This is a genomic window from Thioalkalivibrio sp. ALE31 (genome assembly GCF_000377405.1).
In the GTDB taxonomy this organism is placed as follows: Bacteria; Pseudomonadota; Gammaproteobacteria; order Ectothiorhodospirales; family Ectothiorhodospiraceae; genus Thioalkalivibrio.
On the sequence record NZ_KB905021.1, the window covers coordinates 148,321 to 168,134 of the forward strand.

Consider the following 19,814-nt stretch of genomic DNA (forward strand, 5'->3'; position numbering starts at 1 on the left):
GGGAACCCGCTGCATGAACAACCGCGAACGTGCCGAACACCCGGGCCTGCGCCCGATCGATGACTCCGCCCTGACCCGCGAGAGCTGGAAGATCTTCCAGATCATGGCGGAGTTCGTGGAGGGCTTCGAACGCCTGGCGCATATCAAGCCCTCGGTGAGCATCTTCGGCTCCGCCCGCTTCCCGCCGGAGCATCGCTACTACCAGCTGGGCGAGGCAACCGCGCGGCAGCTCTCGGACGCCGGTTTCGCGGTGGTCAGCGGCGGCGGTCCGGGCATCATGGAGGCGGCCAACAAGGGGGCGTTCGCCGGGCGCTCGCCGAGCATCGGCCTGAATATCCAGTTGCCGCACGAGCAGAGTGCGAACGATTACCAGGACGTGGGCCTGGGGTTTCGTCACTTCTTTTCGCGCAAGGTGATGTTCGTCAAGTACGCCTCGGCCTACGTGGTGCTGCCCGGGGGCTTCGGGACGCTGGACGAACTGGCGGAGATCCTGACCCTGGTGCAGACCGGCAAAACCCGGCGCATCCCGGTCGTGCTGGTGGGCAGCGAATTCTGGAAGGGCCTGCTCGACTGGTTCCGGGATACGCTCGTGGAGCAGGGCACCATTGACGAGGAAGACCTCCAGCTATACTCGCTGGTAGATTCACCGGAAGACGTGGTGGACGTGATCTTCGAGTACTACGAGGCGCGCAGCTTCGAGCCGTCCGCGGAAGAAAAGAAACGACTGATGGAACTGTGATGATGACCTCGATGCGTGCGAGCCTGCCCCTGTCGCTGCTGGCGGCCCTGCTGCTGGTTTCCGGCACGGCGCTGGCGCAGGAAGACCGCGAGTGGGGGGATGCCCCGCCGCCGCCGGAGCTTGAAGAGGGCGCGGATCCGCCGCCCCCGGTGCTGGATGAACGCGCCCGCGAACAGCGCTCGCTCGAGGACGCCGACATCATCATCATCGAGCGCGACGGCGAGACCCGGCGCGAATACCGCATGGGTGGCGAGCTGGTGATGGTCGAGGTCACGCCCGCCGTGGGCCCGACCTACTACCTGATCGACACCACGGGCGACGGCACGCTGGACGGCCGTCGCAACGAGCTCGACCCCAACTTCGTACCCCCGTCCTGGGTGATTTTCCGATGGTAGAGAACGAATCCGAGACCCGGGCCTGCGCCGATGCGACCGGCCTGGCCCTGACCCATGGCCCGAGCGGCCTCGAACTGGATGGCCGGCCGGTGCAGTGTCTGCGCCTGGCATCCGCCGTGGCGCCGGCGCTCGAATCCGCGCTCGGCGAGGTACCTGGCGGCTGCGGTCGCGTGATCGGCCGGGGTGCGGATCCCGATCCTGGTGAGGTCCTGCTGGTGCTGGAGCGCGGTCAGGCGTTGCAGGGCGCGGTTGCGGCCGAGGGGCCCGGCAGTCTGGAGGCCCTGGGCGAGCGCGCCGCCGACTGGCAGGGGCGTCACACGGCCGGGGCCTTGCCCGTCGGCGAGGGCTACCGGCGCGGGGTGCTGCAGCAGCAGATGCGCGAGCGCGCCGATGCGATGGCGTCCACGCTGGATGCCGAGTCCCGGGCGATCCTGGACGCCGAGCTGCACCACCAGGGGCTCTACCGTTTCGAGGACCTGCCGCTGGCGGGAAGCTACTGGCAGTCCGTGCGCATCTACCCGGAAGGTGCCGGTCTTGCCGATCTGGTGATCCCGCCCGCGCCGGTACCGGCCTTCTGGCAGCTCGCGCGCATCGCCCTGGCGCTCGCCGTGGACGCCTCCGGACAGCCGGATGCCGATCGGTACCGGGCCGTGCTGGCCGGGTTCAATGCCCGGCGGCCACTGACTGCAATCGAACGCGGGGCGGCGCCCACGATGCTCCGCCTGGCTGCGCTGGATGACTGGCTGTCCGCGCTGGAGTCGGGAACGGCCGCGGCGGTCGAGCGGGATCGCCTCGCGACCCTGCAGGCCGATGCGGCTCGGCTGCAGGGCGTCTGGGTTCGCGCGGCCGCCTGATCCCGGCTGGCCCGTGCCGGTGGCGCGGGAGCTTCCGGGCTTGTGGTGGTCCGAACGTACACGGGAGGCAGGGTGGTGGTGCCGCGCCATCCCGCCCAAGGAGGAAGACCCATGTTCCGAACCACGCTCTGGCTGGCCTTGTCGCTGGCTGTCCTTCTCGCCCCGGCGCTTGCGAGTGCCGACGTCTACCGCTGGACCGACGATCAGGGCAATGTCCATTTTGGTGACCGTCCGCCCGAGGGGCGCGCCAGCGAGCCCGTGGACGTGCGCGAGCCCATGCGCGCGGTCCCGCTGGAAGGCGCGCGGGAGATTCTCGAACGGCCCGTGCGGCCCCGCGGTCAGCCGGAGGCGGAGGGTGTGTACACGCGGGTCGCAATTGCCCGTCCGGAGGACGGTTCGGGGGTGCGCGCGAACGACGGCAATGTGAGCGCCGAGCTGGATCTCGAGCCAGCGCTGGATGCCGACGCGGGCCATCGCGTGATCTGGGTGCTGAACGGCGCGGAGGCGGGCGAGGGTCAGTCGCCCACGGCGACCTTCGAGGGGCTCAACCGCGGCGAGCATACGCTGCAGGCCCGGATCGTGGACGCATCCGGCGAGGAGCTGGGGGCGAGCGCGACCATCGAGTTCAACGTGCTGCGGATGGCCATTCCGCGCGAGCAGCAACAGCAGCAGCGGCCGCAGCAATTCCCGCCCGGGGGTGCGCCGCAGGCGCCCAGGGCCCCGCAGGCACCCAGGGCGCCCTAGGGAGACGCTGATTGAATCGCACGTCCGCGTTGGTGCCCCCTGTTTTCCGAGACAAGGCGCGTCGTGCAGCGGGTAGTGGTTCTACCCGCAAGCGGCGCAACGCAGGATCGGGGAACAGGGGGCACCAACCCCGCAAGCTATTGAAAGAAGGGGCTCGGCCGCTTTTGCGGGGGAGCGGCGTTGCGGTTCCCTTGTGCAGAGTGACTGCACGGCAGTCACCGCGCCTTGTTCGCACGCAAAAGCGACTCGAGCGCGAACGCGCGATTCAATCAGCGTCTCCCTGGCCGGTGACGCCGGCTCCGAATTGACAACTTCGATCTCTGCACTTCAATAGTGCACACAACGCCCCATGATGGTGCTATGATTGCACCATAATGGGGCGTTTTGGGTTCTGGGGGTTGGCGATTCGGCTGCGTTTTGTGACCGTGCCCCCGGCTTCGGCGCCCCGCCTGGCGATTCCTGCTTGGCGCGATTCCTGCTTGAGGCCTCTTGATGACCACGCCCGCTTCCAATTCCGGCCCGGCCACCCCGCCCTGGTGGGACGACCTCTCCACGGCCGTGCTGGTGACCGATGCCGAGCTTTGCCTGCTGAGCATGAACAGCGCCGCCGAGGTGCTGCTCGGTCTCAGTCGCGAACGCATCGTCGGGCATGGTCTGGGCCAGTGGCTCAAGCTGGACCGGAATCTGTCCAGCCGCCTGCGCTCGGCGCTGACGCTGGATCAGCCGATCACCCTGCGCGCGCGCCAGATGGAGCCGCTGCGGGCCGAAAGTTTCCTCGCCGACGTGGTCATCACCCCGCTCCGTGGCGAGGGCGACAAGCCGGGGCAGTTGCTGTTCGAGCTGAATGCGATCGATCGCCACGAGCGCATCAGCCGCGAGGAGCAGTTACAGAAGCAGCAGGCGATCACCCGCGCGGTGACCCGGGGGCTGGCCCACGAGATCAAGAACCCGCTAGGGGGGCTGCGGGGGGCGGCGCAGTTGCTTGCCAGCGAACTGGACGACTCGGGCCTGAAGGAATACACCCAGATCATCATTCGCGAGGCCGACCGGCTGCGCAGCCTGGTCGATCGAATGCTGGGGCCGAACAACCTGCCGCGGCGCGAGCCCGTCAACCTGCACGAGGTGCTGGAGCACGTGCGGGGCCTGGTCAGTGTGCAGCTGCCGCTGGGGCTGAAGATCCGCGGCGACTATGACCCCAGCATCCCGGACGTGCAGGCCGATCGCGACATGCTGGTGCAGGCGATCCTGAATCTGGTGCAGAACGCGGTGCATGCGCTGGAGGACGGGGGCGAGATCACCCTGAGCTCGCGCATCCTGCGCCAGTACACCATCTCCGGCCATCGCCACCGCCTGGTCGCCAAGCTGAGCGTGCGCGACAACGGGCCCGGTATCCCGGAGGAGATCCGCGAACGCATCTTCTTCCCCATGGTGACCGGCCGCGCCGCCGGGACCGGGCTCGGGTTGCCCATTGCCCAGAGCCTGATCCAGCTGCACGACGGTCTGATCGAATGCCATTCGCGCCCGGGGGCGACCACGTTCGACATCCTGCTGCCCCTTGAACCCCCGAAGGCCCGGGAGGCCAGGAAGTGATGGAGCCCACTGTCTGGATCATTGACGACGACGACTCGATTCGCTGGGTGCTGGAGCGCGCCCTCCAGCGTCACGCGATCGCGGTGCGCGGCTTCGAGACCGCGGACGCCGCCTGGGCGGCGCTCGACCGGGACCCGGTGCCGGACACCATCGTCGCCGATATCCGCATGCCGGGACTGAATGGCCTGGACTTCCTCGCGCGCATGCAGACGCGCCCGGATCCGCCGCCGGTGATCATCATGACGGCCTTCTCCGATCTGGAGAGCGCCGTGGGCGCCTACCAGACCGGGGCCTTCGAATACCTGCCCAAGCCGTTCGATGTGGACGAGGCCGTGGCGCTGGTGCAGCGGGCACTGGAGGCGCGGCGCGCCGGGCAGGACAATGGCACCGCTGGCCCCGAGATCGAGGAAACCCCGATCATCGGCGAGGCCCCGGCGATGCAGGAGATGTTCCGCGCCATCGGCCGCCTGTCGCGCAGCAACATCACCGTGCTGATCAACGGGGAGTCTGGCACCGGCAAGGAACTGGTCGCCCGTGCCCTGCACCAGCACAGCCCGCGCGCCGATCAGCCGCTGATTGCCCTGAATACCGCGGCCATCCCCAAGGATTTGCTGGAGAGTGAACTGTTCGGCCACGAACGTGGTGCGTTTACCGGCGCCAACCAGAGCCGCAAGGGCCGTTTCGAACAGGCCGATGGTGGCACGTTGTTTCTCGACGAGATCGGCGACATGCCGTTCGACCTGCAGACCCGGCTGCTGCGCGTGCTGTCCGATGGCACCTTCTACCGCGTGGGTGGCCATACGCCGATCCGGGTGGACGTGCGCATCATCGCCGCGACCCACCAGGATCTGGAGGAACGCGTGCGCGCGGGGCTGTTCCGCGAGGATCTGTTCCACCGTCTGAACGTGATCCGGATCCATGTGCCGTCCCTGCGCGAGCGCCCGGAGGACATCCCGCTGCTGGTGCAGCATTTCATGGCCGAGGTGGCGCAGGAACTGGGGGTCGAAGCCAAGACTATGCGCCCCGAGGTGGTGGCGGAGCTGCAGCGCCTGCCCTGGCCGGGCAACGTGCGTCAGCTGGAGAACACCTGCCGCTGGCTGACCGTGATGGCGTCGGGCCGCGAGGTCCACCTGGACGACCTCCCGGCCGAGCTGCACCAGCCCGCCGAGCCCCGGACCGAGCCGGACGGCGGCCCGGCCGGCGTGGTTGCCGGCCCGCGGGACTGGACGGCCGAACTGGCCCAGGTGGCCCGCCAGCACTGGCAGCGTGGAGACCAGGACCTGCTGGGTTCGGTGCTGCCGCAACTGGAGCGCACGGTCATCCGCGAGGCCCTGAACGCCACCGGCGGCCACCGCCAGCAGGCGGCCGCCCTGCTCGGCTGGGGGCGCAACACCCTCACCCGCAAGATCCACGAACTCGGCCTCGACGACGACTAGGCTGATTTCACCACGAAGCCCACGAAGGCACGAAGAACGGCCAGGTCAAAAGCGATAGAGCATTAACAGGAAGATGGGAAGGACGGAAGAATGCGGGAATGGTGCCCCGGGACTGATCAACCCGCCGGGCAGGCCCCAGGACACGGGCCAGCGGCCTTTACCCAAAAACCCTTCCCATCTTCCCTTCTTCCTGTGAACCGCTTTTGACCTGGCCGTTCTTCGTGCCTTCGTGTGCTTCGTGGTGAAACAGGCCTTCAGGTGGTGGGGTCCTGCGGGGCGGGCGGGGCGCAGGCGGAGACGGCGCCGTTGAGTTGCAGGGTGCCGGTCAGGTCCCGTACGTGGGTGTAGCCGTGGCGATCCATGTAGTCGCTGATGCCGTGGAGGATCCTGGGCAGGCACAGCGGGTCGTAGAACAGCCCGGTGCCCACGCCGACGGTGCTGGCCCCGGCGATCAGGAATTCCAGCGCGTCGGTCGCGTTCATCACGCCGCCCTGTCCGATGATCGGCACGTTGTGGGGCGCGGCCACCTGATAGACCTGCTGGACCTTCAGCAGCGCGATCGGCTTGATCGCGGGCCCCGAGAGTCCGCCCTGGTTGTTGCCGATCACCGCGCGCCGGTTCTCGACGTCCACCGCCATGCCCATCAGCGTGTTGATCACCGCAAAAGCATCGGTGCCGGCCTCGATGCAGCGGCGGGCGTTTTCGGCGATGTCGGTCTGGTTGGGTGAGAGCTTGGTGATCAGCGGCTTGGAGGTGACCTTGCGGCAGGCCTCGACCACGCGCGCGGACATGTCCGGGTCGTTGCCGAAGGCGACCCCGCCTTCCTTTACATTGGGGCAGGAGATGTTGATCTCGATGGCGTCGATGGGCGAGTCGTCGAAGCGGCGGGTGACCTCGATGTACTCCTCGATGGTGGAGCCGGAGACATTGGCAAAGAAGCGGGTCTCCTCGAAGTCCAGCTGCGGCAGGGTGTGGTCCACCACGTGGTCCACGCCCGGGTTCTGCAGGCCGATGGCGTTGAGCATGCCGTCCGGGGTCTCGTAGACCCGGTGCGGCGCGTTGCCAAGCCGGGCCGCGCCCGTGGTCCCCTTCAGGCAGATCGCACCGGCGTCGCGATTGGAGAAGCCGGCCACGCGGGTGTACTCCTCGCCGAAGCCGACGCAGCCGGACAGCAGCACCAGCGGCGTGTTCAAATGCAGCCCGCAGAACTCCAGGGCCAGCCGCGGATCGGTGCGCGAATCACTCATGCTTCACATCGTCCTCTTTCAACCGGAGATCCCGCCGAACACCGGCAATATCATTCGTCTGGCGGCCAATACCGGCGCCGCGCTGCACCTGATCCATCCCCTCGGTTTCGAGCTGGACAGTGCGCGGGCGCGCCGCGCCGGGCTCGATTATCACGAGCTGGCCCGGGTGCAAGAGTATGACAGCCTCGAACAGTGGCGGGAATCGGTGCGGCCCGACCGGGTCTTCGCCATCACCACGCGCGGCCACGCCCGCTATGATGCGCCGGCCTTCCGCGCTGGCGATGCCCTGTTGTTTGGCCCCGAGACCCGCGGTCTTCCCCACTCGGTGCTCGAAGCCCTGCCTCCCGGGCAGCGCTTGCGCCTGCCCATGCAGCCCGGCAGCCGCAGCCTGAATCTCTCCAACGCAGTCGCCGTGGTCGTCTACGAGGCTTGGCGCCAGCTCGGGTTTTCCGGCGGAGACTAGGAGTCTGTCGGATCTGGGCGATCTGCTGCGCCCCCCGGCAGGGCCTCGCCATTTGCACTACCCTCGGAAGAAAGCCCGCGAGCGGCCCGTCTCCCTGTGACGGCCCTGTCCACATTGATCCGCACGAGGTTCCCGATGGTTTCTGTACTGCGTCCTCTCCTGTTCCTGGCGGCTGCCAGCCTGTTCGTAGCGCCGCTGGCGGCCGATGAACCCACCGGTTCCGACAACTGGTGGTGGGATGACGACTGGTGGGAAGACGGCGTGATGTATTCCGATCTGGAGAACCACGAGGTCACCATTGAACGCATCGAATACCAGCGCGACGGCATCGACATCCCGGCGATGGTGGCAAGACCGGCCGATGGCGAGGCCTATCCGGCGATCCTCTGGACCCACGGCCGGCGCGGCCTGGACGACCTGGCCGAACTGCACGTGAAGCGCCTGGCCGCCCGCGGCTTCGTGGTGCTGGCGCCGGACCTGTACACCGGCCGCTTCATGGAGAGCCACCCGCTGGATCATGACTACGAGCTGGAAGGCGATCTGAACAGCGGGCTGGATGTCCTGCTGGCGCGTGACGACATCGCGGGCGACCGTGCCTGCCTGGTCTCCATCACTCGTGGCGGCTACAAGACCCTGAAGGTCGCCGTCACCTTCGAGCGCCAGGTCGAGGATGTCGCCTGCTGGGCCGGCTACTACCCGCACCTGCAGGACCCGAATCTGGGCGAGCCGCACCAGGTGTACCGCTACGCCAACGAGGTCAATCAGCTCGAGATCCCGATGATGATCCTGATCGGCGACGAGGAGCAGTACCAGCGCCACCGTACCGCGCGCATGGCCGCGGATGGACTGGAGAGCCGCGGCGGTGATGTCACCTGGATCGAATATCCCGGTGTGGGTCGCGGCTTCGACTTCCGCAACGGCAATAACCGCACCTTCGCCGATGACCTCGCCTCGCGCGACGCGATGATTCGGGTCACGCACTTCGTCAATCAGCACCTGCGCGACTGAGTTCTGCCTTGCCCCCTGCCGGGGGCACAACTGACGCTTATGCAGGTAGGCCCGCCGGGCTGTGCGCCATTAAATAAGTTTCTGATAATACAATTAAACAATTCCGTACACAGGGTGCGGAATTTGCTATCTTCGGGCTTTGTTGCATCGAGATGCCCCGGTCGCTATGCGGCCGGTTCACCGATGGTTCGCACGCAAGTCGCAAAAGGAGGACGAAGATGGCCAAGGTTCTGATCGCCCAGGGTGGAGGCCCGACGGCGGTAATCAATCAATCCATGGTGGGTGCGGTCCTCGAGGCCCGGAAATTCACCGACGTCGAACTGGTCTACGGGGCCTTCCACGGGGTCCGCGGGATCATCGACGAGGAATTCCTGGACCTGACCCAGGAGACCACCCACAACCTGGAGATGGTCGCGCAGACGCCCTCGTCCGCCCTGGGGTCCACGCGCGACAAGCCGGACCTTGACTACTGCAAGGAGATCTTCAAGGTCCTGAAGGCCCACGAGATCACCTACTTCTTCTATATCGGCGGCAACGACTCCTCCGACACGGTGCGCATCGTCAGCGAGGAGGCGCGCAAGGCCAACTACCCGATGCGCTGCGTGCACATCCCGAAGACGATCGACAACGACCTGGTGGAGAACGACCACACGCCGGGTTTCCCGTCGGCGGCACGGTTCGTGGCGCAGGCCTTTATTGGTGCCAACCTCGACAACTACGCCCTGCCGGGGATCTATCTGGCGGTGGTCATGGGGCGTCATGCCGGTTTTCTCACCGCGGCCTCCGCGCTCGGCAAGAAATTCCCGGATGACGGGCCGCACCTGATCTACGTGCCGGAGCGGGTGTTCGAGGTCGACCAGTTCCTGAAGGACGTGAAGGCCACCATGGATCGCCACGGCCGCTGCGTGATCGCGGTCAGCGAAGGCATCCACGATGCCAACGATGAACCCATCGCGACCAAGCTGGCGAAGGATGTCGAGAAGGATGCCCACGGTAACGTCCAGCTCTCCGGTACCGGGGCGCTGGCGGACATGCTGTGTGGCGAGATCCGCGACAAGCTGGGGGTGAAGCGGGTGCGTGGCGACACCTTCGGCTATCTGCAGCGGGCCTTTATTGGCTGTGTTTCGGATGTCGACCAGCGCGAAGCCCGCGAGGTGGGCGAGAAGGCTGTGCAGTTCGCGATGTGGGAAGGTCGCGACGGTTCGGTGGCGATCAAGCGCACCGGCTTTTACTCGGTGGACTACGAGTATGTGCCGCTGGAGGCGGTCGCCGGCAAGACCAAGGTGATGCCGGACGAGTTCATCGATGCCTCGGGCACCGATGTGACCGATGCCTTCCGCATGTACCTGCGGCCCCTGCTGGGTTCCGGTATGCCGGATGCCTACCGGCTGCGGCAGAACAAGGTGACCAAGGTGCTCGGTCGCTAGCAGAAAGCCCCTGGTCCCGTGTCTGGGGCCAGGGGCCAGGGGCCAGCTGGGGCGTGTGCCCCGCCTTTACAAAGACCCGCCCGGAAGACCGGGCGGGTCTTTGCTATCCGAGGGCCTTGAAGATCTGGTCGCGGATGTCTTCCACCGATCCGGTCCCCTTGATATGGACGCACTTCGGGGCGTCAGGCTCGCCGCTTTCCTCCCACTTGGCGTAGAAGTCGACCAGCGGCTGGGTCTGGCTGTGATAGGCCTCCAGGCGCTTGCGCACCGTCTCTTCGTTGTCGTCCTCGCGCTGGATCAGGTCCTCGCCGGTGACGTCGTCCTTGCCCTCGACCTTCGGCGGGTTGAACTCGACGTGGTAGGTGCGACCGGAGCCCGGGTGCACCCGCCGCCCGCTCATGCGCCGGATCACCTCTTCGTCCGGGACATCCACCTCCACGACAAAGTCGAGCGGCACGTTCTGTTCCTTCAGGGCCTCGGCCTGCGGGATGGTGCGCGGAAAGCCGTCGAACAGGAAGCCGGTGTCGCAGCAATCGGGCTGCTCCACGCGTTCCTTCACCAGACCCAGGATGATGTCGTCGGAGACCAGGCCGCCTGCATCCATGACCTCCTTGGCCTTCATGCCCAGTGGGGTGCCTGCGTTCACCGCCGCGCGCAGCATGTCGCCGGTAGAGATCTGCGGGATGTTGTACTTCTCGCAGATGTACTGGGCTTGCGTGCCCTTGCCGGCGCCGGGCGCCCCCAACAGAATCAGTCGCATGCTCTCGCTCCTCTGAGGAGTGGGTGGTTGTGCTATGGTCGCGGCAGACACTCCCGAGCCGCGCAAGTTACAGTACAGGTGTTGTGGTTGTAGGTACAAGTCCGCCCGCGCCGCCCTGGCATCGCCCCCCTGCAAGGAGTCACTGACCGTCATGCAAGCCGGCCCCCGCGAGATCACCACGCCGTTTCGGCCCATCCCCCTGGACATCCCGGAGGGCATGAAACCCAACGAATTCTTCAACAGCACCGAAAACCTGGCGGACCTGGTCCACAACAACGGGCTGCTGGTGAATCCGGAAAACCTGCTGCTCTATCGCAAGGCGCTGGGGCACAGCAACGAGTTCGACTGTTCCATCATCTACAACACCTCGCAGACCATCCTCGACCCGATGGGCCGCCCGGTGCGGCGCACCCAGGTGCCGGAGCCGGTGCGGCATGTCTGGAACCGGATGAACGGGGTGATCATCGAGTACATGCTGGAGCAGTACCCGGACCCGGCCGAGGCCCTGGTGCTGGCGGGCGAGGCCAGCCTGGACGCGACCTGGCCGCTGACCGCGCCGGGGGTGCCCAGCATCCGCATGCTGCACAACCATTTCATCGTCTTCCCGATGGCGTCGCTGGCCGATGCGCCGCTGGCGGATCCGGGCAATCCCAATCTGACTGATGGCGGGCAGCACAGCCTGTTTCAGGCCTATATGCGCGAGGTCTACCGGGCGTTCTTTACCCGGGCCCTGGACCTGCAGATCCTGCGCCCGGCGTCCGATCACGAGGCGCGCCTCGGGTTGACCGGCTACCCGCACGGCCTGCCGAGCTGGGAGATCCAGGGCGGGGTCGAGGCGCTGAAGGACATCCGCTTCTGGCGCGAATACGACGCCATCCTGCAGGGCTTCCTGGACTTCTATCGCACCTTCTTCTCCCAGGTCTCCACCCGCAATGCCCCGATGCCCGAGGGCGTGCACTTTCCCGATGCGGTGGAGGAGGTCCTGCTGTTCAACAACGACTTCCTGAAGACTGCCAAGAAGGTGCGCGACCGCTGCTTTACCGATGCCAAGTACGCCCATGCCATTCGCTGGCAGCCGGCCTTCAAGCAGCTGATCTACCGCAATGACGAGGGCCGTCTGATCGTGACGATCAGCCAGAACTCGATCGGCAACGCGATCACCGAACTGCTGGGGGTGGTGGTCAACCGGGTGCCGGACGCGGAGGCCTACGAGCGCGTCGAACCGGCCCTGGTCGAGAAGCTGCTGGAGGTGCGTCGCCGCCTGGTAGAGGTCGATCTGGGGGAAGGCATCGCGACGGAGGGCTGGCCTGCCACCTGAGCGGTCTGTTTGAAACAGGGCCCGTAGTGGGGGTGAACGAGGGGCGGCCAGGCCGCCCCCCAACCGGGGTCAGGCGACCGACTGGTAGTAGATATTCTGCGGGTGGTTGGCCTGGGCGAAGAAGAACCAGCGCTCGGCCACCAGGCCCAGGTACTGGATGACAAACGCGGCGATCAGCACATTGACCGGGTCGACCCGGGTGACCAGGGCGATCAGGAGCAGGAGCGCCGGGATCGCGAACGCCCCCAGCAGGAAGATCCACTTCATCCCGCGCAGGAACGTCGCGGACATGTGGTGAAAGAACTCCCGGGTGTTGAACGAACCGCCCATGAAGCCCTGGGACTTCTGCTGGATCTTCGGGTGTTTCACGCCGATCGCGGTCTGCACCGTGGATTTCGACTTGATACGGGCGTTGCGCACCAGCGATGCGATGCGGGTGGCCAGGCCCAGCAGCGTCAGCACGATCGCCACCGTCGCCAGGAAGGCGACCAGCGGGACACCGGCCCAGGCCGCATAGGCAGCCGCCAGCGTGAAGCCGTTGGCAGCGCCCAGCACGGTGTAGTTCACCACGGTCAGCGGGGAGTGCCATTCCTGCAGGAACTTGATGCAGGCGTAGATCATCGCGGTCGTGACATACAGAACGATCGCCAGCAGCGCGCCGATGGCACCGAGCACGACGGTTGGCAGGATGGGGACGTCCCCGGCCAGCGTGCCCAGAGGCGGGTTGAACCCGAACGCGTGGGCCGCGCCGTACAGGAAGACCACGCCCATGAACGCCGGGAGCACGATCACCTCGCGCGACAGCCACGAGGTGCGCCACTTGGTGGCGGTGCGCCAGGCGCGTTCCGGGCGCCCCAGGTGGAAGAACGAGGCGACCAGCCCGAGGACCAGGAAGACCAGGGCGAGTGCGGAGCCCAGCGCCAGGAAGTCCGAACCGGGCGGCGGCAGCACGCCCAGAAGACTGAGAGACTCGGCACCGAACAGACCGAGAAACAGGCCCTGGCCGGCGCCGATCAGGGTGGTGAGAAAGATAACCGAGAAGGCTGGATGCATAGTGTCTTCGTCCCTGTTTACCAGCTGGTGACGTCGTCGAGCGAGGGTTCTTCCTGCCCGGGCTTCGGCAGCTGACTGTCGATCTTCAGCGGGTTGTCGGCGCGCTCCACCTCGTCCTCGCGGATGGTCAGCTGAGTCTTGCGTCGTGGCAGGTAGTGATTGGCCGGTTTGGTGCCCCATTCCGGCATCAGCTGGTAGCCGCCCGCTTCACGGATCGCCTTCGAGACGACCGATTCGGGGTCATGAATGTCCCCGTAGAGTCGTGCGTTGGTCGGACAGGCCCGTACGCAGGCGGGTTTGCGATCCCACTCCGGCAGCTCCTCGTTGTAGATGCGGTCCACGCACAGGGTGCACTTGGTCATCACCTTGCTTTCGGTGTCCACCTCGCGCACCCCGTAGGGGCAGGCCCAGGAGCAGTACTTGCAGCCGATGCACTTGTCGTAATCGACCAGCACGATGCCGTCCGACTCGCGCTTGTAGGAGGCCCCGGTCGGGCAGACCGGCACGCAGGGAGGCTCTTCGCAGTGCAGGCAGGACTTGGGAAAGTGGACCGTCTCGGTATTCGGGTATTCACCGACCTCGAAACTCTGCACGCGGTTGAAGAAGGTACCGGTGGGATCCGCGTCGTAGGGGTTCTGGTCGACCAGCGGGCCGGCATCGCCCGAGGTGTTCCATTCCTTGCAGCTGGTGACGCAGGCGTGGCAGCCCACGCAGACGTTGAGATCGATGACAAGGGCGAGTTGGGTCATTTCTTACCTCCTATTCCCGCAAAGAAGTTCACCACACGGGCCCGCTTGGACTGGCCGGGGTAGGGGTGCAGGGCCTTGAACTGGGGAGATGTCTCCTGCGGCGCCCCTTCTTCGGCCTTGTAGATGCGCACGCGCACGTCGTACCAGGCGGCTTGCCCGGTGACGGGGTCGGAGTTGGAGATCGGGCCATCCTGGCCGGGGAGCTCCTCGGAGATCAGGTGGTTCAGCAGGAAACCCTTGCGCGACTCGTTGGCCTCGGGTGTCAGGTTCCAGGCCCCCGCGGCCTTGCCGATCGCGTTCCAGGTCCAGACCGTTCCGGGTTCGACCGCCTCGGAGTACTTGGCCATGCAGCGTACCCGGCCCCACTGGCTTTCCACCCAGATCCAGTCCTCGTCGTTGATCCCGGCGGCGCGCGCGGTGCGCGAATTCACGTAGAGCAGGTTGTGCGCGTGGATCTGTCGCAGCCAGGCGTTCTGGGAGTCCCAGGAGTGGTACATCGCCATGGGACGCTGGGTGATCGCGGCCAACGGATAGGTGTGCTTGTTGGTGGTCTGGTATTCCAGTGGGTCGTAGTAGAACGGCAGCGGGTCGAAGAAGGTCTCCACGCGTTTGGCCAGATGCGCCGGGGCCTTGCGCGATGGGCCCTTGCCCTGGGCGGCGGCGCGGAACTTCATCAGCACCTCGGAATAGAGGTGGATCAGGATCGGCTCGCCAAAGCGCGTGATGCGGTTGCGCTGCGACCACTCGAGATAACCCTTGTTCCAGTTGCGCATGTACTGGTAGCTGCGCGGCAGCTCGTACTGGAATACGCAGTTGTTCTGGGCGTACATCTCCCACTGGTTGGGGTTGGGTTCGCCGCGCAGGGATTTCTCCCCGCCCTTGCCGCGCCAGCCGGCCAGGAAGCCGATACCGGAGCCCGGTTCGGTCTCGTAGTTGACGACGAAGTCGGGGTAGTCGCGGAATTTGCGCTCCCCGTTCTCGTTCACGAACGCCGGCAGTTTCAGGCGCGAGCCGAGCTCGATCAGGACTTCCTGGAACGGCTTGCACTCGCCCTTGGGCGGCACCACCGGGATGCGCACCGAGTCCACCGGGCCGTCGAACTCGGAGATCGGGCGGTCCAGCATGGACATCACGTCGTGGCGTTCCAGATAGGTGGTATCCGGAAGGATCAGATCCGCGAACGCGGTCATCTCGGACTGGAACGCGTCCGCGACGACCAGGAACGGGATCTTGTAGTCCCCGTTGTCATCCTTGTCGTTCAGCATCTTGCGGACCTCTTCCGTGTTCATGGTCGAGTTCCACGCCATGTTGGCCATGAAGATCAGCAAGGTGTCGATCGGGTAGGGGTCCCCGCGCCAGGCGTTGGTGATGGCGTTGTGCATCATGCCGTGCACGGCCAGCGGGTATTCCCAGGAGAAGGCCTTGTCGAGGCGTACCGGCTCGCCCTTGTCGTCCACGAACAGGTCGTCCGGGTCCGCGGGCCAGCCGAGCACCATGCCGTCCAGCGGCTTGCCCGGCTGCACGCCCTCCGGCCCCTTGGGCGTGCGGGCGCAGGGTGGAATCGGACGCGGGAACGGCGCCTTGTGGCGGAAGCCGCCGGGGCGGTCGATGGTGCCCAGCAGCGACATCAGAATCGACAGCGAACGGATGGTGTGGAAGCCGTTGGAGTGCGCGGCCAGTCCGCGCATCGCATGGAACGACACCGGGTTCCCGGTGACGGATTCGTGTTCCACGCCCCAGGAGTCGGTCCAGGCAATGGGGAGTTCGATGCGCTGGTCGCGCGCGGTAACGCCCATTTCGTGGGCCAGCCGGCGAATGTCCTCGGCATCGATCCCGGTGATCCGGGCGGCCCATTCCGGCGTGTATTCGGCGACCCGGTCCTGCAGCAGCTGGAAGGCGGGCTTGGCCGGGGTGCCGTCATCCAGGGTGAACTCGCCGAGCAGGAAGGGATCGGCATCCGGCGTGTGGGTCGGCACCGCGCGTCCGGTCTTGCGGTCCCACCACAGTTGGTTCTGCGCGTCGTAGCAGCCCTCCTCGGGCGGATCCTCGGTGCGCAGGAACATGCCGAAGTCGTCTTGCTCCTCGTTCATGTTCACCAGCTGGCCGGCATTGCTGTAGCGGACCAGGAAGTCGCGGTCGTACAGGCCCTTGTTGATGATCTCGTGGATCAGTGCCAGCAGCAGGGCACCGTCGGTCCCGGGGCGGATCGGCACCCATTCGTCGGCGATGGCCGAGTAGCCGGTGCGCACCGGGTTGATGGAGATGAAGCGCCCGCCCTGGCGCTTGAACTTGGAGATCGCCACCTTCAGCGGGTTGGAGTGGTGGTCCTCCGCGGTGCCGATCATCACGAACAGCTTCGAGCGTTCCAGGTCGGGGCCGCCAAACTCCCAGAACGAGCCGCCGATGGTGTAGATCATGCCGGCGGCCATGTTCACCGAGCAGAAGCCGCCGTGGGCCGCGTAGTTGGGGGTGCCGAACTGCTTGGCGAACAGCCCGGTCAGGGCCTGCATCTGGTCGCGCCCGGTAAACAGGGCAAAGCGTTTCGGGTCGGTCTCGCGGATGTGCCCGAGGCGTTCGGCGAGGATCTCGAAGGTCTCTTCCCAGGAGATCGGCTCGAACTCGCCATCCCCGCGCTCGGCGCCGGCCTTGCGCCGCAGGGGCTGGGTCAGCCGCGCGGGCGAGTGCTGTTTCATGATCCCGGAGGCGCCCTTGGCGCAGATCACGCCTTCGTTGATCGGGTGCTCCGGGTTGCCATCAATGTAGCGCACCTCCCCGTCGCGCAGGTGCACCCGGATGCCGCAGCGGCAGGCGCACATGTAACAGGTGGTGTTCTTGATTTCCTGCGACGGGGTCTGTGCCATAAATCGTCAACGCCTTGTAAGTTAGACAATCGCGATATACTGCAATACCCCTTACTTCGATCGGGGTTACCCCCACTATGCAGTTCCGGAGTATCCACCACAAGGGAGTCAAAGATGGATTCTTCGCGCCCGTTCGGATGCCCCGAATCGGGCCCGGACGCAGGGCGGGGCGCGGCAGTGTTATCGTTCCGGCACCGGAATTTCACAACAGAGGCCTGCCAACCCATGAAGGTATGCATTGTTTCCGACAGTCACGACCGTGGCCCGATGTTGGCCCGCGCGATCGAGGCCGGCATTGCCGAGGGCGCCGAGGCGGTCATCCACTGTGGTGACGTGATCGGCGGCAACACGCTGCGGGCGTCACTGAAGCTGGGTGTGCCGATCCACGCGGTGCACGGCAACAACCTGGGGGACCCGGTCGCGATCTCGCGCATCGCGCACCAGTCCGATGGCCTCCTGCACTACTACGGGCTGGACGCCACCATCACCCTCGGTGGCCGGCGCATCTTCGTCACGCACTACCCCCATTACGCCCATGCGATGGCCTGCACCGGGGACTATGACCTCGTCTGCTGCGGCCACAGCCACGAGACCGAGATCCGCCAGCAGCCGCACGTGAAGGATGGCGCCACCTGGCTCGTGAATCCGGGCACCGTGGCCGGGCTTGGGGCGCCGCGGGCGACCTGGGCGCTGGGCGATCTCGAAACCATGGACTTTGCGATCCGGGCGACACCCGAGGAGAGCGCGGCCTGATCCGACTCGGTCATACGGCCCGCATTCGGCAGCGGGGTGGCGTTTCGGCGCGGGATGATCGACCCGCTTGTCAGCGCCTTCGTCTCAGGGCATCGTCTAGGAGAGGGCGCGTCATTCGTGTCCCTCTGGATTCCACCGTGGATGGAGAAACGCGATGACCGCAGAATTCCCGCACAAGCCCCTTCCGTCGCAAAAGGCGGCCCCCGGAATCGGGCTCCAGCAGGTGTCGGAGGAAGACCCCCAGGTCACCCTGGCTTCCTCGGCGCTGTGCGTAATGACCGATTTCCGCCGGGTGCCGGTTGCGACGATCGGTCCCGAGGCGACGCTCAACCAGGCGACCGAGCAGATGATCGCCCGGGGTGTCCGGCTGCTGATCGTAGTGGACTCGGAGCGCGTGCTGGGTCTGATCACGGCCCGCGACACTCAGGGGGAGCGCCCGGTCCAGATGGTGAACGAGCGCGGCATGCGGTACGACGACCTTCGGGTGCGTGACCTGATGGTGCCGCTGGATGACGTGGACCTGCTGGACATGCAGCGCGTGATGCAGGCGGACGTGGCGGATATCGTCGCCACGCTGAAGGACTGGGGGCGCCAGCATGCGCTGGTCGGTCAGCGGGATCCCCAGACGGGTGAGACTCGCATAAGGGGGATATTCTCGGCGACCCAGATCGGGCGTCAGCTGGGGATTCAGGTGCAGACCTTCGACGTCGCCCGCACCTTCGCGCAGATCCAGGCGACCTTGTCCAAGACCTATTAGCCGGAGCCGACATCCGGCCACCCGCGCGAGTGTGCGGGTGGTCGGATGCCTGAACCGCGTTTCTGCTACCGGTTCAGCCCCTGGTAGTACTCCATCAGGATCTTGGCCACTTCCGGGCGGGAGAACTCGACCGGCGGTGCCTCGCCTCGGCTCAGCATCTCGCGAACCTTGGTGCCGGACAGGAGCACGAAATCCTCCTTCGTGTGGTCGGGTGCATCGCACATCATCACCACCCGGTCGAGCTTCTTCGAGTAGGCCGTGTGGTCGGCCCGGAAGATCTCGATCTCCAGCGCGCCCGCGGGTACCTCGGTGTCGAAGATCGTCTGGGCATCGAACGGCCCGTAGTAGTCCCCCACCCCGGCGTGATCACGCCCGATGATGAAGTGGGTCGCGCCCATGTTCTGGCGGAATAGCGCATGGAGCACGGCCTCGCGCGGACCGGCATAGAGCATGTCGAAGCCGTATCCGGTAATCATCACCGTGTTCGGCGGGAAGTAGAGCTCGGCCATCTTGCGAATGGCGGCGTCGCGCACCGGGGCCGGGATGTCGCCGGGCTTGAGCTTGCCCAGCAGCATGTGGATCACCACGCCGTCCGCATCGAGTTGCTCCATGGCCATGCGGCACAGCTCTTCGTGGGCGCGGTGCATCGGGTTGCGGGTCTGAAACGCGACCACCCGGTTCCAGCCGCGTTCCGAGATCTCGTTGCGGATCTCGACGGCAGTGCGGAAGGTGTCAGGGAAATCATCCTGGAAGTACGAGAAGTGGAGCACCTGGATGGGCCCCGATACGCAGACGCGGCCCACGCTGTTGAAGGCGGCGACCCCGGGGTGTTCCATGTCGGTCGTGCCGTAGACCTTTTCGGTCATGGTCGCCATCTGCTCGGGCGTGAATTCCTCGATCGCCTCGACCTCCTGGATGGCGAGGACCGGGTTCCCCTCCATGTTCGGGTCGCGCAGGGCAATCCGCTTGGCCCCGCGAATGGCGTCCGCATCCTCCAGCAGGTTGACCACGGGCACCGGGAAAAACAGGCCGCTGGTGGTTCGCATGTTCTCCGCGCAGCTCATGGCGTCGGCGACATTCATGAACCCGGTCAGCGGCGTGAAATAGCCGCCGCCCATCATGACGGCGTTGCCGGCGGCGCCGGAGCTGATGACCACGGAGGGCAGGGTCTCGGCCTCCTGCAGCAGGGCGTGGTGTTGATCGGGGTCGTAGACGAACAGGGGCTTCAGGGTGTCTGCACCGTGCGGTTTGATCATGGGGCTTTCTCTCCTGCCGACGCTGGATGTGAACTGCATGGATGGGGTGGTCTGTGCCACACGTAAGTCGTGTTCGGGGCGCATGCGCCCACCCGGTTGACGGGTCGGGCGCGCTGCTGGTCGACCCCGAACGTAGCACAAGATAGTCCATAAAGGTTCGGGTTTCTTGACCGTCCCCGCAGCCGTACATCCGGATCTGCCCGCCCGTCATGGCCGTCAGCCCTGCCCCGGGAGCGCCTCGATCTGCGACCGTTCTCCCTTTGTCTCACCCGGCCCGGGCGTTCGCTCCGGTGCCATCGCTGGCGCCCCGGACCCGCGTGCTGCGGGCAGCGGGCGGTGCGCGGCCCCTGGCCAGCCTGGCGGCTTGCGATGGCGTCTGCCCGGGCCGCTAGATAAGCGTTTCC

18 protein-coding genes are annotated in these 19,814 nt (G+C 66.2%); 12 read left to right on the forward strand and 6 right to left on the reverse strand.

Going from position 1 to position 19,814, the window contains the following annotated elements; genetic code table 11:
- The first annotated feature begins 13 nt into the window (after positions 1-13).
- From D103_RS0104140 to ntrC, 6 genes are all read left to right on the forward strand, one after another.
- On the forward strand, positions 14-739 hold the full coding sequence (locus tag D103_RS0104140; RefSeq protein WP_018867707.1) for a TIGR00730 family Rossman fold protein: 726 nt from the start codon (positions 14-16) through the stop codon (positions 737-739).
- A complete protein-coding gene (locus D103_RS0104145) occupies positions 739-1,134 on the forward strand; it encodes a DUF2782 domain-containing protein (RefSeq protein ID WP_018875917.1) in 396 nt (131 codons plus the stop codon). Before D103_RS0104140 ends, D103_RS0104145 begins: the two co-directional genes overlap by 1 nt.
- Positions 1,128-1,988 carry a hypothetical protein gene (locus D103_RS0104150; RefSeq protein ID WP_018875918.1) on the forward strand — a complete coding sequence of 287 codons (861 nt, stop codon included), beginning with the start codon at positions 1,128-1,130 and terminating at the stop codon, positions 1,986-1,988. The genes D103_RS0104145 and D103_RS0104150 overlap by 7 nt, the downstream gene beginning before the upstream one ends.
- 111 nt (positions 1,989-2,099) lie before the next feature.
- Complete coding sequence (locus tag D103_RS0104155; RefSeq protein ID WP_018875919.1) at positions 2,100-2,732, forward strand: DUF4124 domain-containing protein; 633 nt, start codon at positions 2,100-2,102, stop codon at positions 2,730-2,732.
- A gap of 492 nt (positions 2,733-3,224) precedes the next feature.
- Positions 3,225-4,322, forward strand: coding sequence for a nitrogen regulation protein NR(II) (gene glnL, locus D103_RS0104160; protein WP_018875920.1), 1,098 nt, complete (start codon positions 3,225-3,227; stop codon positions 4,320-4,322).
- Positions 4,322-5,758, forward strand: a complete 1,437-nt coding sequence (gene ntrC / locus D103_RS0104165; RefSeq protein ID WP_018875921.1) for a nitrogen regulation protein NR(I) — start codon at positions 4,322-4,324, stop codon at positions 5,756-5,758. The genes glnL and ntrC overlap by 1 nt, the downstream gene beginning before the upstream one ends.
- Before the next feature lie 254 nt (positions 5,759-6,012).
- On the opposite strand, the gene D103_RS0104170 is transcribed toward ntrC, so the two are convergent.
- Positions 6,013-7,005, reverse strand: coding sequence for a dihydroorotate dehydrogenase (locus D103_RS0104170; protein ID WP_018875922.1), 993 nt, complete (start codon positions 7,003-7,005; stop codon positions 6,013-6,015).
- Between D103_RS0104170 and D103_RS0104175 the strand changes: the two genes are divergently transcribed.
- The 3 genes from D103_RS0104175 to D103_RS0104185 all read left to right on the forward strand — a co-directional run bounded on the left by D103_RS0104175 (position 7,004) and on the right by D103_RS0104185 (position 9,903).
- Positions 7,004-7,468, forward strand: a complete 465-nt coding sequence (locus D103_RS0104175) for a tRNA (cytidine(34)-2'-O)-methyltransferase (protein ID WP_018867714.1) — start codon at positions 7,004-7,006, stop codon at positions 7,466-7,468. The two genes, D103_RS0104170 and D103_RS0104175, sit on opposite strands and share 2 nt — an antisense overlap.
- A gap of 135 nt (positions 7,469-7,603) precedes the next feature.
- Complete coding sequence (locus tag D103_RS0104180) at positions 7,604-8,476, forward strand: dienelactone hydrolase family protein (RefSeq protein ID WP_018867715.1); 873 nt, start codon at positions 7,604-7,606, stop codon at positions 8,474-8,476.
- Between the two features lie 218 nt (positions 8,477-8,694).
- Entirely contained in the window at positions 8,695-9,903 is a 1,209-nt protein-coding gene (locus tag D103_RS0104185) for a 6-phosphofructokinase (RefSeq protein ID WP_018867716.1), read from the forward strand.
- 103 nt (positions 9,904-10,006) lie between these two features.
- Here the strand turns inward: D103_RS0104185 and adk are convergent, their stop codons facing one another.
- On the reverse strand, positions 10,007-10,663 hold the full coding sequence (adk, locus tag D103_RS0104190; protein ID WP_018867717.1) for an adenylate kinase: 657 nt from the start codon (positions 10,661-10,663) through the stop codon (positions 10,007-10,009).
- Positions 10,664-10,814: 151 nt separating this feature from the next.
- Here adk and D103_RS0104195 point away from each other — a divergent pair, with 151 nt between their 5' ends.
- Positions 10,815-11,981, forward strand: coding sequence for a hypothetical protein (locus tag D103_RS0104195; protein WP_018875923.1), 1,167 nt, complete (start codon positions 10,815-10,817; stop codon positions 11,979-11,981).
- A gap of 69 nt (positions 11,982-12,050) precedes the next feature.
- Here D103_RS0104195 and D103_RS0104200 read toward each other — a convergent pair whose 3' ends face one another.
- The 3 genes from D103_RS0104200 to D103_RS0104210 are packed head-to-tail and all read right to left on the reverse strand — an operon-like array spanning position 12,051 to position 16,644.
- A complete protein-coding gene (locus D103_RS0104200; RefSeq protein WP_018867719.1) occupies positions 12,051-13,034 on the reverse strand; it encodes a DmsC/YnfH family molybdoenzyme membrane anchor subunit in 984 nt (327 codons plus the stop codon).
- 17 nt (positions 13,035-13,051) lie between these two features.
- Positions 13,052-13,783 carry a 4Fe-4S dicluster domain-containing protein gene (locus D103_RS0104205; protein WP_018867720.1) on the reverse strand — a complete coding sequence of 244 codons (732 nt, stop codon included), beginning with the start codon at positions 13,781-13,783 and terminating at the stop codon, positions 13,052-13,054.
- The gene (locus D103_RS0104210) at positions 13,780-16,644 is read right to left on the reverse strand and encodes a molybdopterin oxidoreductase family protein (protein WP_018875924.1); all 2,865 of its coding nucleotides are present in this window, start codon (positions 16,642-16,644) and stop codon (positions 13,780-13,782) included. Before D103_RS0104210 ends, D103_RS0104205 begins: the two co-directional genes overlap by 4 nt.
- 225 nt (positions 16,645-16,869) lie before the next feature.
- Here D103_RS0104210 and D103_RS0104215 point away from each other — a divergent pair, with 225 nt between their 5' ends.
- Positions 16,870-17,397, forward strand: a complete 528-nt coding sequence (locus tag D103_RS0104215) for a metallophosphoesterase family protein (protein WP_018867722.1) — start codon at positions 16,870-16,872, stop codon at positions 17,395-17,397.
- Between the two features lie 154 nt (positions 17,398-17,551).
- Entirely contained in the window at positions 17,552-18,154 is a 603-nt protein-coding gene (locus D103_RS0104220; protein WP_018867723.1) for a CBS domain-containing protein, read from the forward strand.
- Between the two features lie 65 nt (positions 18,155-18,219).
- Here the strand turns inward: D103_RS0104220 and sat are convergent, their stop codons facing one another.
- A complete protein-coding gene (sat, locus tag D103_RS0104225) occupies positions 18,220-19,410 on the reverse strand; it encodes a sulfate adenylyltransferase (RefSeq protein WP_018875925.1) in 1,191 nt (396 codons plus the stop codon).
- Positions 19,411-19,814 lie beyond the last annotated feature (404 nt).